Annotated in this window: 15 protein-coding genes and 1 pseudogene; 14 read left to right on the top strand and 2 right to left on the bottom strand. The window is 52.7% G+C overall.

The genetic code is table 11. The features are described 5' to 3' along the window. The first annotated feature begins 1 nt into the window (after window position 1). From efeO to iraP, 4 genes are all read left to right on the top strand, one after another. Window positions 2–1,117, top strand: coding sequence for an iron uptake system protein EfeO (gene efeO / locus LAC65_RS09050; protein ID WP_039385027.1), 1,116 nt, complete (start codon window positions 2–4; stop codon window positions 1,115–1,117). A gap of 2 nt (window positions 1,118–1,119) precedes the next feature. Continuing rightward, window positions 1,120–2,400 carry an iron uptake transporter deferrochelatase/peroxidase subunit gene (gene efeB / locus LAC65_RS09045; RefSeq protein WP_039385025.1) on the top strand — a complete coding sequence of 427 codons (1,281 nt, stop codon included), beginning with the start codon at window positions 1,120–1,122 and terminating at the stop codon, window positions 2,398–2,400. Between the two features lie 527 nt (window positions 2,401–2,927). Continuing rightward, window positions 2,928–3,716, top strand: a complete 789-nt coding sequence (phoH, locus tag LAC65_RS09040; protein ID WP_039385023.1) for a phosphate starvation-inducible protein PhoH — start codon at window positions 2,928–2,930, stop codon at window positions 3,714–3,716. A gap of 149 nt (window positions 3,717–3,865) precedes the next feature. Then, complete coding sequence (gene iraP / locus LAC65_RS09035) at window positions 3,866–4,228, top strand: anti-adapter protein IraP (RefSeq protein WP_039385021.1); 363 nt, start codon at window positions 3,866–3,868, stop codon at window positions 4,226–4,228. A 79-nt stretch (window positions 4,229–4,307) separates the two neighbouring features. On the opposite strand, the gene LAC65_RS09030 is transcribed toward iraP, so the two are convergent. After that, window positions 4,308–4,520: a hypothetical protein gene (locus LAC65_RS09030; protein WP_039385019.1), complete on the bottom strand. Its 213-nt coding sequence runs from the start codon at window positions 4,518–4,520 to the stop codon at window positions 4,308–4,310. Window positions 4,521–4,980: 460 nt separating this feature from the next. After that, window positions 4,981–5,670: an XRE family transcriptional regulator gene (locus LAC65_RS09025; protein WP_039385017.1), complete on the bottom strand. Its 690-nt coding sequence runs from the start codon at window positions 5,668–5,670 to the stop codon at window positions 4,981–4,983. 147 nt (window positions 5,671–5,817) lie between these two features. Between LAC65_RS09025 and LAC65_RS09020 the strand changes: the two are divergent. The 10 genes and pseudogenes from LAC65_RS09020 to LAC65_RS08975 form a co-directional block, all read left to right on the top strand. Beyond that, window positions 5,818–6,081: pseudogene (locus LAC65_RS09020) on the top strand (replication protein); the annotation flags it as partial. 300 nt (window positions 6,082–6,381) lie between these two features. Beyond that, on the top strand, window positions 6,382–6,687 hold the full coding sequence (locus LAC65_RS09015) for a hypothetical protein (RefSeq protein ID WP_224144870.1): 306 nt from the start codon (window positions 6,382–6,384) through the stop codon (window positions 6,685–6,687). Beyond that, on the top strand, window positions 6,684–7,385 hold the full coding sequence (locus LAC65_RS09010; RefSeq protein WP_039385013.1) for a replication protein P: 702 nt from the start codon (window positions 6,684–6,686) through the stop codon (window positions 7,383–7,385). The genes LAC65_RS09015 and LAC65_RS09010 overlap by 4 nt, the downstream gene beginning before the upstream one ends. Before the next feature lie 94 nt (window positions 7,386–7,479). Beyond that, complete coding sequence (locus LAC65_RS09005) at window positions 7,480–8,235, top strand: antitermination protein Q (protein ID WP_039385011.1); 756 nt, start codon at window positions 7,480–7,482, stop codon at window positions 8,233–8,235. 220 nt (window positions 8,236–8,455) lie between these two features. After that, window positions 8,456–8,824 (top strand): hypothetical protein, encoded by a 369-nt coding sequence (locus LAC65_RS09000; protein ID WP_039385009.1) that lies wholly within the window; start codon window positions 8,456–8,458, stop codon window positions 8,822–8,824. Between the two features lie 172 nt (window positions 8,825–8,996). Beyond that, window positions 8,997–9,227, top strand: coding sequence for a class II holin family protein (locus tag LAC65_RS08995; protein WP_039385006.1), 231 nt, complete (start codon window positions 8,997–8,999; stop codon window positions 9,225–9,227). A gap of 1 nt (window position 9,228) precedes the next feature. Further along, complete coding sequence (locus tag LAC65_RS08990; RefSeq protein ID WP_039385005.1) at window positions 9,229–9,741, top strand: lysozyme; 513 nt, start codon at window positions 9,229–9,231, stop codon at window positions 9,739–9,741. A 200-nt stretch (window positions 9,742–9,941) separates the two neighbouring features. Further along, a complete protein-coding gene (lysC, locus tag LAC65_RS08985) occupies window positions 9,942–10,256 on the top strand; it encodes an Rz1-like lysis system protein LysC (RefSeq protein ID WP_071667929.1) in 315 nt (104 codons plus the stop codon). 110 nt (window positions 10,257–10,366) lie between these two features. Further along, window positions 10,367–12,187, top strand: coding sequence for an amylovoran biosynthesis protein AmsF (locus LAC65_RS08980; RefSeq protein WP_039385003.1), 1,821 nt, complete (start codon window positions 10,367–10,369; stop codon window positions 12,185–12,187). 603 nt (window positions 12,188–12,790) lie between these two features. Continuing rightward, on the top strand, window positions 12,791–12,991 hold the full coding sequence (locus tag LAC65_RS08975) for a hypothetical protein (RefSeq protein ID WP_039385001.1): 201 nt from the start codon (window positions 12,791–12,793) through the stop codon (window positions 12,989–12,991). Window positions 12,992–13,551 lie beyond the last annotated feature (560 nt).

Genomic DNA, 13,551 nt, shown 5'->3' with positions numbered 1-13,551 from the left:
CATGAATACCACGTTACGCGCTACCGCCTCTGTCGTCGCGCTGCTGCTTTCCGGGGCTGCAGTCGCTGCAGAGATCCCGCAGTTCACCGTCACCGTTACGGATAAACAGTGTGAGCCCATGACGCTGAACGTGCCGGCGGGTAAAAGCCAGTTCATTATCAAAAACCATAGCCAGAAAGCGCTGGAGTGGGAGATCCTGAAAGGGGTCATGGTGGTCGAGGAGCGGGAAAATATCGCGCCGGGCTTTACGCAAAAGCTGACGGCAAATCTGGAAGCGGGTGAGTATGAGATGACCTGCGGCCTGCTGAGCAATCCAAAAGGCAAACTGACGGTGGCCGGATCGGGACAGTCATCAACGCCAGAGCAGAAAGCGCTGCTGCAGCTGGCTCAGCCTATCGCCGACTACAAAGCGTATGTCCTGAATGAAGTTAACGCGCTGGTAAGCAGCACCAAAGCGTTTACGGCAGCCATTAATGCAGGCGACGGTGACAAGGCGAGAGCGCTCTATGCACCAACCCGCGCCCACTACGAGCGTATTGAGCCTGTTGCTGAACTCTTCTCCGATCTGGATGGCAGTATCGACGCACGCGAAGATGATTTTGAGCAGAAAGCGGCAGATCCTAAATTCACCGGTTTTCACCGGCTGGAGAAACTGCTGTTTGCCGATCGCACCACGACCGGTGCCACGCCTTTCGCCAGTCAGCTTAATGATGATGTTAAAGCGCTGCAGGCGCGCATCAGCGCACTGGCATTTGCGCCGGTTAAAGTCGTGGGTGGCGCAGCGGGTCTGATCGAAGAGGTGGCTGCGAGCAAAATCTCCGGAGAGGAGGATCGTTACAGCCGCACTGACCTGTCTGATTTCCGGGCAAACGTCGACGGCGCGCAGAAAATTGTGTCGCTGCTGCGCCCGCTATTGCAGCAGCGGAATCCGCAGCTTCTGACAAAAATCGATACCAACTTCAGCAAAGTTGACGCAATTCTGGATAAATACCGTACGGCTGAGGGCTACGCATCCTATGAGAAGCTGACCGCGGCCGATCGCAATGCGTTGAAAGCACCGATCACCGTACTGGCTGAAGATCTCTCTCTGCTGCGCGGTACGCTGGGCCTCGATTAACGATGAGTAAACAGCATGATGCTATGCAGCCGGCACGTCGTCGGTTACTGCAGGGATTGGGTGTACTGGGCGGTGCAGCCGCGCTCGGGGGTAGCTGTCCGTTCCACGCAGACGCAGCAGCAGAGCATTTTTCTCCGGGCACGGTTGCACCTGATGCGCGTCAGCAGGTGCAACCATTTTACGGCGCGCACCAGGCGGGCATCCTGACGCCGCAGCAGGCCGCCATGATGCTGGTGGCCTTTGACGTGCTGGCCGACGGGAAAGCGGAGCTGAGGCGTCTGTTGCGGCTGCTGACGGAGAGGTTCGCATTTCTGACGCAGGGTGGACCCGCACCTGCAGTGAAAAATGCGCAGCTGCCGCCGGCTGACTCCGGTATTCTCGGTGCCACTATTGCACCGGATAACCTGACGCTGACGCTGTCCGTGGGCAGTTCGCTGTTTGACGAACGCTTTGGGCTGGGCGCGCACAAGCCTGCACAGCTGCAGGCAATGACGCGCTTCCCCAATGATTCGCTTGACGCCAGTCAGTGCCACGGGGATTTATTGATTCAGATCTGCGCCAATAGTCAGGACACCGTGATCCATGCGCTGCGCGATATCATCAAACACGCTCCCGATCTGCTGGCGGTCCGCTGGCGGCGCGAAGGGTTTATTCCTGAGCACGCAGCGCGCAGTAACGGGCAGGAAACCCCGATTAATCTGCTGGGTTTTAAAGATGGCACGGCGAATCCGGATGCGCAAAACGGCGCGCTGATGAATAAAATGCTGTGGGTCACGGCCGATCAGCAGGAGCCTGCCTGGACATATGGCGGCAGCTATCAGGCGGTGCGGATTATTCGTTTCCGCGTTGAGCAGTGGGATCGCACGCCACTGGGTGAGCAGCAGACTATTTTTGGCCGGGAAAAGCTCAGCGGAGCGCCGCTTGGCGGGCATCATGAGCATGATGAGCCGGATTATGCCAGCGATCCGGACGGGGATGTGATAGCGCTGGATGCCCATATCCGGCTCGCTAACCCGCGTACGCCTGAGACGGCAGACAGCCTGATACTGCGGCGTGGCTACAGCTACTCAGCCGGGATCACCGGAGCAGGGCAGCTGGATATGGGGCTGCTGTTTATCTGCTATCAGCACGATCTCAGTAAAGGCTTTATCACCGTGCAGCAGCGGCTTAACGGTGAAGCGCTGGAAGAGTATGTCCGGCCCACCGGCGGCGGCTACTTTTTTGCGCTGCCGGGCGTCGCCGATGCCACGCACTATCTTGGCCAATCGCTGATTGAAGCCTGAACCCTGCTCCCGGCAAGGCTTATTGCGCCTGATAAGCGTTCTGCATCATAAAAGGATCCGCAAAGGATCCTTTTTATATTTTATATAGCTATTGTTTTACTTGCATTTTTTACGGACTACGCCTGATGCGATCGCCACCATAAATCTTAATTTGCATCGGAAAGTAAAAATAGTGTTGCAAATTTTCGGCGCTATGTTTCACTTTACTCATAAGCGTTGTCAGTTTTGTGGCATCAGCCACTGGAGTTCGCGCATGAGGCGTTCCATCCCGGAACCAGCAGGTGTAACACAGCAAGCGCAGTTCTCTGCGGGAGCGAGCCTCCTGTCAGCGTTTTACTCTTCTTTCATCCACTATCTTCATCATCCCGTTTGTTTTTATCCGGTACGCTGCGGCGTTTCGGCGCTGTTGTACACCCCGTTTTGTGTATCAGTACGGCTAAAAGGAAGCCAACGTAACCTCTAAAGCGTTCAAGTCATCGCCGCGGGTGATCCGTCGCGATTCATGAAACCAACTGTAAGGTGCCACTATGGGAAGACAGAAAGCAGTGATCAAAGCGCGTCGTGAAGCTCGTCGTGTGCTTCGTAGTGACTCCCGGAGTCATCGTCAGCGCGAAGAAGAATCGGTCACTTCGCTGGTGCAGATGGGCGGGTTAGATGCTATTGGCATGGCGCGCGACGTGCGCGACCGGGCACCAATTGCAGCCCGGAATGAAGCTCAGGCGCACTATCTTAACGCCATAGAAACGAAACAGCTGATATTCGCAACCGGTGAAGCTGGCTGCGGTAAAACCTGGATTAGCGCTGCAAAAGCAGCTGAGGCCCTGATCAATAAGGATATCGAAAGGATAATCGTGACGCGCCCGGTACTGCAGGCGGATGAAGATCTCGGTTTCCTGCCCGGAGACATTTCCGAGAAATTCGCCCCCTATTTTCGTCCGGTTTATGACGTTCTGGTTAAACGTCTCGGCGCTTCCTTTATGCAGTACTGCCTGCGGCCTGAAATCGCCAAGGTAGAGATTGCGCCCTTCGCCTATATGCGTGGACGTACTTTTGAGAACGCAGTGGTTATCCTCGACGAGGCACAAAACGTCACCGCTGCACAGATGAAGATGTTTCTGACCCGCCTGGGGGAAAATGTCACGGTTATCGTTAACGGTGATATTACCCAGTGCGATCTGCCCGCCAGCGTCCAGTCCGGTCTTGCCGATGCGCTGGCACGCTTTGAAGAGGATGAGATGGTGGGCGTGGTGCGCTTTGCGAAAGAGGACTGCGTTCGCTCAGCACTCTGCCAGCGCACGCTGCACGCCTACGGCTGATAGCATCCTGTTACGTTGACAAACCCGGCCCCGGCCGGGTTTTTTCTGTCCGTAATCTCACCTGCAGAGCCTGACGACCTTTCAGAGTGATAGGGTTGCAGCGGTTCGCTAACGCGGTAAGATTGATCTTTTTTCAGGGAGCACAACCAGTGAAAAACGTCGTCCTGAGTATGCTGGCAAAAATATCGCACATTGATGCGGACATGAAACAGCTGACCGCCCGGGTTGAAGCACAGTCGCTGCTGATTAGCGCGCTGGTACTGGCTGTCAGCAGGCAGGGTGGAGTGACGGAGATGATCGATGCGGCAAATAAAGCGATCAATACGGTTATCGACTCCGCTGAAAACGATGAGGTGCTGAGGTCCGATGCCGCTATTCTGCTCAGCGAACTGCAGAATCTGCTGACTATCTCTCAGGCCGTGGATAAAGCCGATGGTGAAATTAACCATGCAGGTCTGAGCGAACTGACCGGCGTTGCGGCTGCTGAACCCGCGCTACCCGCCAAAAATTAAGGTAGTCAGACACAGCAGATAATCAAGCCTGAACGCGCGTTCAGGCTTTTTTCAGGCATAAATTCATGCCGCGGCTGGCTTATTCGCCGTTAATACGCTGTTTCATTTCACGCTGGTGCTTGTGATAGTCCTCTCCGCACTCTGCAGAGCAAAATGCAGTATCGGCGACAACGCGTTCATCTCTGCACCAGATACAGTTGCCCGTTGCGCTCACCAGACGTGGTTTACGCGCAAACAGGGCGCTCTCCAGATGAGCGGCTTCTCGTTCCTGTGCCAGATCTACATCATCCATAACTTTTTCCTTAATAAAACATATGTTTCTTCAGGCCCCACGGCCCTGACCACGTTGATGACAATCCACAAGGTGTCTGCAACATGGCGTCTCCTTCAGCAGGTTTGAGCGAAAGAGGTAGCTGATACCCGCATCCGGTTTATGCCTGCTGAATGTTGCTGCCGGGTCAGTTTAGCAGAGGTGGAGCAGAGCTGCGGTCTGAGTTTGCTGATGATGGCGCATTGCGGTCAGGAGTGGGCACCTGAATCCGATAATATGCATTGCACAAATTGGCAGGGGACGCAACCTTACAGGGGCGCCATTTATGGCGCCCTGGCATTATGCGTAAAACGCATAGCATGGCACAAAACAGCTTGAGGTAAACCAAACCAGGCTAATGTTTTCACATTAGATTTTATGAAAATAATGCGGCAGGTACAAAAAAGCCCGCATAACGCGAGCCTGGTTGAAAAGAGGGCGGTTATCCGTGACGTCGGAACTGCTGGGACTGACTGAGCATTACCCTGCCAGCAACATGGAGCATAGAGAGTTCTTCTTCTGAGATAGACCATTCACGATAACGGGGATTGTCAGAGATAACGATAATTTCGCGCTTAACTTTTTGCAGGCGCTTAACAAACATATCGCCGTTGAAGTCAAAGACGTAAATTCCATCCCCATCAAACGTGCTGACAGCTACGTCTACAAAGATGAGATCACCGGGCTCAATGGTTCCCTCCATGCTGTCACCGCGGACGTTGATCAGCTTAACAGAGGTTTCCGGCCGGTTGCCGAATATCACGCGCGCCTGATCCGGAACATATTCAATAGACCTTATGACTTCAACTACATCTTTAGACGGCGACCCGTCTCCGGCACTTGCAGAAACGTCAAGAACATCAATCCTGTACACATCTTTTCTCCCCTTTTTTATAATGGAACTTACACTGTATGAATCTACAGTATCATTAGCCTCATTAGAAGAGAATAGCTCAGAAACAGGAACTGACAGGGCTGCTGCAATTTTGTGTAGCAGACCATCACTGTATCCCTGTATGCCGCGTTCCAGGCGTGACAGATTGCCCACATCGCTATCTGTACGCAGGGCAAGTTCACTCAGGGTCATCTTATTCGCTTTGCGAATCTGTCTGATTTTATCGCCTATTTTCATAGCGGATAGTTAACCTTTTTTATGCGTTACACGCAAAGCGCCTTGCGCATATTTGATTATACTCATAATATGCGTGATACGCATTATTTAAATGCATTGCCACAATGCCATCGCGGAAAGTGCGTGTATAGAAAAAAGTGAAAATTTATGACGCTAATCAGGCCCGGACTGCGGGCCGTGGAGACAAGTATGGCAGATACCGAAGAGGGATTTACACGTCTGGCAAACGCGCTGTATGAGGAGCTGATAGGGGCCAGCCTGACGCGAAATCAGGCCAAAGTCGCACACGCCGTTTGCCGGAAAACCTGCGGCTTTAATAAAAGCATGGACCGTATTGCTGACAGCCAGATAAGCCAGTTAACCGGGCTGCCAAGACAGAAGGTTAACAAGGCAAAAAATGAGCTGATTCAGATGGGTGTGCTTATCCGGGAAGGGACGATGATCGGCCCAAATAAACACCTTTCACAGTGGCAAATACCGGGGTGTCACCGGGAGGGTATCACTGTCACCAAATCCGCGACAGCGCTGTCACCAAAACAGAGGCATACAAAAGACACTGTGACAAAAGACAATAATTCTGCGTCAGAGAATCCTGGTGAATCCCCTGACACATCCTCTGCAACGCTTTCTGCATCGCGTCCTGAAGCCGCGGTCCGGACTCCCAGGGGGGACAAGTGGGGAACCGAAGAGGATCTCAAAACAGCCAGGTGGATGTTCAGCAGGGTGCAGATTGTCGCTCCGCATGCCCGGCAGCCCGCCTGGCCCGCCTGGTCAAACGACATCAGACTGCTGCGCTCGGCCCTGCAGGTTACGCACCGCGATATCTGTGAGGTATTTCTCTGGGCCAGCCGCGATCGCTTCTGGCAGTCAAACGTGCTCAGCCCTGCGAAGCTGCGGGAAAAGTGGGACACACTGAAAATTCAGATGAACCAGCCAGACCGTAACCGGGCGGCACCAGCGGGGCAGCAGCCTGCCGTCCACTGGAACAGCCAGGAAGCATGGGAGAACTTCATATGAGAGATCTCGTCACGGCAGTTAATCATCGTGACAGCAGCGCGCTGGCGCGCATGGCCGGTGACGTCCCGCAGCCGGCGGATCGACGCCTGCATCAGGCGATCGAAAAAGTGATAGATGAGTTCTTCAGCGGGCTGAAGCAGGTTTTCCCCGCCTCAGTCAGCACGGTCTGGCGGGATCCGGCAGACGAAGCCGCCGCTAAACGTCAGTGGATAGCCGCCTTAGCGGAGAACGGCGTGACCAGCAAACAGCAGCTTTCAGCCGGCATGCGCCAGGCGCGCGCCAGCGGCTCGCCATTTCTTCCATCACCGGGCCAGTTCATCAGCTGGTGTAAACAGGACGCTTTCGCCGCTGCGGGCCTGCCGGATGAAGAGACGCTCTATAGCAGGGTGATGACCTACTGCGCGCAGCGTGGCGACTATGCCTCTCCGGAGCACTATCCGTGGAAGAGCAACGCCGATTACTGGATGGTTACCAGCCTCTGCAGCCTGATGCGCGCTAACAACCTGAGCGAGTCTGAGCTGCGCATTAAATGCCGCTCAGAGCTGCGCAAAATGTCTGCGCGGATCGAGGCCGGTGAAACAATTCCTGAGCCGCGCAGGCAGCTGCTGAAGGCTGCAATGCCCTCCACCCCGGAAAAGGCGAGGGAGGGCGTGGCCCTGCTGCGCGCTACGCTGAAAGCAAAACGCACTACAGCATGATGCAAAGGATTCAGCACGACATCGATATCCCGCTGTGGCGGCAGATGTACTGCCGGGATAAAACAGGCGAACTGATTAAGCAAAGAGAGGCAGTATGAGCTTAGAAGCAACGGTTAAGTATCATTTTCCGAAGGGGCAGAACTTCAGCGGAACAGCACCGCAGACGTCGCCTGATACGCTTACCGGCATCGACTATATCGCCGCCATAGGTATGACGCAGAGCCGCGTTCAGCTCGGTTACAGCGCTTTCATGGGGAAGATGGGCGTCAGTGAAATCGACGCAGCACGGGCCGTCTCCCTGCTAACTGATTTTGCACTGGAGAGCTGCGATAAGGTTGCCGCCTTTCGCAAGCTTGATGCCGGTGTCAGAACGGCAGTTATGCAAACGCTCGCCGCTTATGCCTGGCTCGATTACTGCCGCAGCGCCGCCAGCGTGAAGCCGTGCGAATGCTGTCAGGCCACCGGATTCATCGAGGCAGAGGTGTTTTCAATGAAATCGCCTCTGCACGGCGGCCTCACCAGAAACGTCAAAGAGGCCGTACGCGTGCTCTGCAGGGCGTGCAAAGGCAAGGGCGTCGTATCAACTGCATGCCGCGACTGTAACGGACGCGGACAGGCAGTGCTAAAAGCGGCAACGGAAAAGCAGGGGGTGCCGGTGAAGGGTGAGTGCAGGCGCTGCTACGAGCGCATACCCTCAACCGGGGCGTATAAGGCAATTTCAGAATTCACCGGCGCTATCAGCCTGGACACATGGAAGAAGAGCGGTAAGCCATTTTACGATCGGCTTATTACTAAGCTGGAAGCTGAGGAAACCCGCGCAGATGCCGCGCTGAAAAGCGCCACTGCATAGCGACCTAAAAAATAGTGTATTAAATTATCGCAGGCTATTTACTTTTCCCGAACCCGGGGGTATACTTTTCAACAGTTGAAGTTGCGTGATGATGTTCAGCCCGCAAACTAAATCAGCTTTCATCACTCTGTGATAATAAAAGAGCCCTGCAGATTCACACGCTGCGAGGGCTTTTTTTATGGGCATCTGAAATATATGATGCCGGTTTCAGGGAGAAATAATGAGAATTCTGTGCGCCCTTTTAATCGTGCTGTGTGCGCCATCTTTTGCTGTGATATCGGATGCGCAACGCGCAGCTAACGATCTGTGCGAAATGGAATGGCGTATAACTGACCGATCAATGTCGACCCATCTCAGCACCAGGCAAATAGTGTCAGAAGAAGTTCAGGCGTTTGAAGCGGATGGGCACGCTCTTTCCGACTACGCTATTGAAAAAGATGACTTCATAAGCGTCTCTGTAAAAGGCGCAGAAACCTACAGAAAGATGGCTAAGGGTGTCAGCTATCCCTATGCAGATACAAGAGATTTTTTGAGGGGAAGAATGATGCCGCTGTGTATCAAAAACGTTCTGGAAACGCTTAAAAAATAATCCTGAATAGTTTATTTCCTTTTCTAAAGGCACTGCTTCGGCGGTGCCTTTTTCGTTTCCGCCCCCGCCACTCAATGCGACATCAATGCTATCCGTTGTGGCGGAGGGCCTCTTTTCTTCTGTTGATCAACAGCACCTGTCCGATCGGACGGCGTCTGCGAGCACTCAAACTATGAGCAAACTTGTTACTGGTGTTGCCCTGGGCACGTCCGGGGGCACCATTCTTAACGGTGTACTCACCAGCCTGAGTCCTGATGAGTGGTCTGCCATCGGCGTACTGGCAGGTATTGCCGGCATCATCATTACAGGGCTCATCAACTGGTACTTCAAACGCAAGGTCGCCAACGCTCAGGTAAAAGCACTTGAGAAATATGGTCCGGCCGTAAAAGTGGAGGAGGATTGATATGACTATGTCCGGCAGCGTGCGCAGAAAACTGATCGCCGCCGCAGGTGGCGGCTCCATGCTGATTGCCACCCTGTTTCTTGGCGGAAAGGAGGGAGCGGAAGGGCGTACTTATAAAGCTTATCAGGATGTGGCCGGCGTCCGGACCGTCTGTGACGGGCATACCGGCAGCGATATCATCAGCGGCAGGCAGTATAGCGATAGCGACTGCGATCGGCTGCTGCAAAACGATCTCCGGTCCGTTAAAAAGGTGGTCGATGGCGTAGTAAAGGTTCCCCTGAGTGAATATCAGCGCGCATCGCTATACAGCTTTGCCTATAACATCGGCCCGTCTGCTTTCACCCGCTCCACTCTGCTCAAAAAACTCAACGCTGGCGATCGGGCTCAGGCCTGCGAAGAGCTGCGCCGCTGGGTCTATGCCGGTGGCATAAAATGGCGCGGGCTGATGCATCGTCGCGACATGGAACGCGCTTTGTGCCTGGCGGAGAGTAGTGATGATTTGGCTGATAAATAACGGGCATCTGGTACTCAGGCTCTTCCTTATGGCGACGGTTGTGATATCTGCCGCCGTTGCCAGTCACTATCACTCGCGAATGTTGCAGGCGCAGGAGGAGATCTCCCGGGCAGTCCAGGCCCGGAAAAAGGCGGAGTCAGTAACCAGCAACCTCATTACCGCAGTAATGCTCTTTAACGATATCGCAAAGGCTGCTCATCATGATCGATATCAAAACGACGCTGAAAGCGAGAGGCGCGTTGTCTACATCAGGCAGGCGGTTAAAGAGGATGCGTGTTCCGCTCACTCTGTTCCTGCTGATGTGGCTGACAGCCTGCGCAGACACAGAGAAAGAATACGTTCAGCTTCCGGCAATGCCCGTTCCGGCAGAGCTGCTGGCTGACTGCGAAATCCCTCCCGTACCCGATCCTATGACCTGGGGCGACAGCCTCGAACTTAACGAAAGGCTTATGACGTCGGTTGAAAACTGCAACCGGGATAAGCGCGCCATAAGAAAAATTGAATCGCTCCGGTAACTCATCAGGCGATTTTCTCACTATCTGCATTTTGCAGGTTATTTACCTTAACCGAAAAATAAAGCTTCTCCACGAGCAAACAGGCTCAATAAACCCTAAAAGGAAATATCATGATCGAAGTAAATTCATTTGCTGAACTCCGCACCACCAAACCTTCTGCATCAGGTGAAATTGCATTTCTTAAGCGCTATTACGACAGGGACTCAACCTTTAATGGTGGTGGCCGCTTTGTAGGCTTTGTCGACACAAAGGGTAAAGCCCCTGCGGATGACAGTGGCACCGTTGCGGTCTCTTCTGCCGGCGATTATTACTGGCAGCGTATTATTGATGATGTATCCGCTATTAATATTTTCCATTTTGGCGGCAAGCGCTTACGCGGCTCGGTTTCATTTGATGCCGATAACGGCGCAGTTAACCACGATGCCTGTATCAACATGTACCGCTGGGCCAGAGGCTTTGTATCACCGGTTGATGATCCGAACAAAAACCCTATCCGCGATATCGGAATACGTTTTCCTGCCGGTAAGTTTATTATTAATCCTGTCGATTTAACCGGTGAAGGCGAGCTGCCATTCTTCAATCTCTATGGCGACGACTGCGAATATGGTGTTGCACCCAGAACGATTATTACCTCGGATAAGTCAGCTAACACCGTTTTCAAAATTAAAGCGCGCCGGACGGCTATTCGCGGTATTTTCTGGGATGGTCAGGCGACCGCCGATACCACGGCAAACACCGGCGCGATTACCACTGCAATGGTAAGTAACCAGCAGCCATTTTTTGAAAATATTACCATTGAAGGCCAGTACATCAACGTCACCTGTTTTCGTGTGGAAAACAATGGTAACTCGGTGTTCAGGTTTATCGATACGCTTGATACGCGACTGGATCAGATTTACTCCAGCAATACCTATGGTCGGGTATTTGACATTACCTGGTCCGATTCACCCCAGGGTAACTGGGACCACTCAACGGCCGTGGAGCTAACCAACTCCAATTTCCAGCACGGTTATGGTGATGCCACGCTGTTTATGCCGCGCGTGGGGCAGGGCCTGATCCGTAATGTATGGATTGAACATACGCGCTTCCCTGGCGATCTGAGTAATGGTCAGTGGATCATTGATGCGCTGAGCATCGAATCCTCCATTAACCCGCTGAAGCTTAACTACTCACGTGTTCTGATGCGCCAGCTAAGCCTGCAGTCCGGTTCCAGCATTGATACCGAGCGCACCGGCTTTGCGCTGCTTTCAAACTATGAACAGGGCTGGCGCCGTGATGAGAACTTTGGCACCCAGATGACGGGTTCGATGAAGGCGGGCTGGTACTCGGGATATCGCGTCTCCAATACCAGCACGGAAGATAAGTGGTTCCGCCTTGGCAAGTTCTTTTTCCCTCGTGCTAATCAGCACTGGAACATCGACATGTTGGGCAAAGCGCTGCGTGATACTCAGACACAGCCAGCTACCGCACCACTGCTTACCAACGTCTGCGGTAAAACATTGCTCAATATTTATCGCGGAGAAAGTTCGGTCGGCGGCAATCTGCATTATGAAGGTGATTCCGGTGTCATCGACTGCATTGTTCGCACCACTGATGATAAAGGAAAATATGCTGAAGTCTGGATCAAGCTTAAAGCACAGTGTGGTGATGTAGTCATCAACCTTACTACTGATGGCCCGTCGCGGTTCGATGGCGGTGAATGTTCACTGTTTAATCCTGATTTGTCTGAAGTGACCAATCTGAATACGGATAACCGCGTTAACCTGTCAACGGTGATGAACTATCACAACGGCACCGCCGGCGTGGGTTATGACGGCAAAGTGGTTACGCTGACGTCCGATCCGGCATCGGCACCGGCCGCATCAGCCACGGCGGCGGGTTACATTACCGTCAGGATTAACGGCGTTAACCGCAAGCTCGCCTATTTTTAACTGCCTGAGAGAGTATTGCGGCAGGTAAAAAAGAGCCTGAACGAGAGTTCAGGCTCTTTTCACTCTCTGTTTTGATCTCAGGTCTCGACAGGTGCCCATCGTATCAGCTTGGGCAGCACGGCGGCGTTCTTGTGCGTTTATAGTTATTCTCCTGTCAGTTAGCTTTGATTGAGCGTTGCCGCGCACCAAAGCTTACTGCTTTGTATGTTTGCACTTTTTCAGCGCCTGATGTTAAGGAGCGGCGGGACTCAGTTCCGTGCCCCTGCGTTGCTTCAGCGTGCTGCTGATGAGATTAAATGCATCTGATATGTGATTTTATTTTTTTTCAGACGTAAAAAAACCCGCGTTACACGGGCGTAAATTCGTTCAATAAGGGCAAATCATTTGTCAGCGTTAGCTGACGACAGTAAGGATATGCGTTCAGTGTTACTTAAGGAAACAACCATTCGACAAATTACTCTGCGTGGCACGCATTGCATAAAAAAGCCCGCTTAGCGCCGGCTTTAAGAGGAAGCATAGTAGCTCAATAGAAGAAAAAGCCCGATAAACCGACATCCCGACCCCGCAAGTGTTAATGTGGTTAGCAGTTACAGATGGGGGATTATGGAAAATGACAATGACAGAGTGGAATTGATAGCTAATGCCATTTTGAAAGCAGCACTCGAACTCGCTGACACCGGGGCTGAAACCACAATCGAAGAGTTGCTGGGCAGGCTTGAGGCCTACCGGCGAGCAACCAATGATGTCTTCATGGCAGATGTATACCGCGATGCCATAGTGATCATTAAGAAAGGCAAGTTATAAGCATAAAAAGTCCGCTCAGTGGCAGGCTTATGGGTGAGGGAGCATGAAAAACCAGGATGCGATCCGGATATTTTTTACAGTTCAGGCTTCATTTTCCCAAATACTTTCTCAATATCAGCTTCATATTCTTCTTTGTTATCACTCATGGCCGCCACGCCCGGGAGCTTAACGATGTGCTGCCTGAAAGATTTGACGCCGATTTCGGAAAGAAACAAGTGTAAATTATTGATCGCTAAGCTGTATCGATGTAAATGCCTTAGCGTGTGCAATGCCGCATTTCTGCGGCCTTATCTTATCTAAACGCTCTTTCCGGCTACTAACCCGTAGTAAACGCTATCACGACATTCACAAAGCCAGCAGCTAACAGAACAAAGCCCGGAACGAGGTAATTTTTGTCCCGCTTATTGCGCGCCAAATAGAACATTGCGAACGCAATGCAAAACATCGGAATTGATATCTTCGCAAAAACTGACATGCCATCTCCTTAGCTAAAATTTTCTTCCTGCTATCAAACAGTAAACCAGACGCATTTTCGTACCGATCGCCAGGCCCGGCACCTT

The organism is Pantoea eucrina, assembly GCF_020079945.1.
GTDB lineage: Bacteria > Pseudomonadota > Gammaproteobacteria > Enterobacterales > Enterobacteriaceae > Pantoea > Pantoea eucrina.
Note: the sequence above shows the minus strand (reverse complement) of the source record. Positions and strands in the feature narration are given on the sequence as shown.

Bases quoted from the DNA above. Each gene is read 5' to 3' on its own strand.
- efeO (WP_039385027.1), top strand. From the start codon at position 2: ATGAATACCACGTTACGCGCTACCGCCTCTGTCGTCGCGCTGCTGCTT.
- efeB (WP_039385025.1), top strand. From the start codon at position 1,120: ATGAGTAAACAGCATGATGCTATGCAGCCGGCACGTCGTCGGTTACTG.
- phoH (WP_039385023.1), top strand. From the start codon at position 2,928: ATGGGAAGACAGAAAGCAGTGATCAAAGCGCGTCGTGAAGCTCGTCGT.
- LAC65_RS09030 (WP_039385019.1), bottom strand. From the start codon at position 4,520: ATGGATGATGTAGATCTGGCACAGGAACGAGAAGCCGCTCATCTGGAG.
- LAC65_RS09025 (WP_039385017.1), bottom strand. From the start codon at position 5,670: ATGAAAATAGGCGATAAAATCAGACAGATTCGCAAAGCGAATAAGATG.
- LAC65_RS09015 (WP_224144870.1), top strand. From the start codon at position 6,382: ATGTTCAGCAGGGTGCAGATTGTCGCTCCGCATGCCCGGCAGCCCGCC.
- LAC65_RS09010 (WP_039385013.1), top strand. From the start codon at position 6,684: ATGAGAGATCTCGTCACGGCAGTTAATCATCGTGACAGCAGCGCGCTG.
- LAC65_RS09005 (WP_039385011.1), top strand. From the start codon at position 7,480: ATGAGCTTAGAAGCAACGGTTAAGTATCATTTTCCGAAGGGGCAGAAC.
- LAC65_RS09000 (WP_039385009.1), top strand. From the start codon at position 8,456: ATGAGAATTCTGTGCGCCCTTTTAATCGTGCTGTGTGCGCCATCTTTT.
- LAC65_RS08995 (WP_039385006.1), top strand. From the start codon at position 8,997: ATGAGCAAACTTGTTACTGGTGTTGCCCTGGGCACGTCCGGGGGCACC.
- LAC65_RS08990 (WP_039385005.1), top strand. From the start codon at position 9,229: ATGACTATGTCCGGCAGCGTGCGCAGAAAACTGATCGCCGCCGCAGGT.
- lysC (WP_071667929.1), top strand. From the start codon at position 9,942: ATGATCGATATCAAAACGACGCTGAAAGCGAGAGGCGCGTTGTCTACA.
- LAC65_RS08980 (WP_039385003.1), top strand. From the start codon at position 10,367: ATGATCGAAGTAAATTCATTTGCTGAACTCCGCACCACCAAACCTTCT.
- LAC65_RS08975 (WP_039385001.1), top strand. From the start codon at position 12,791: ATGGAAAATGACAATGACAGAGTGGAATTGATAGCTAATGCCATTTTG.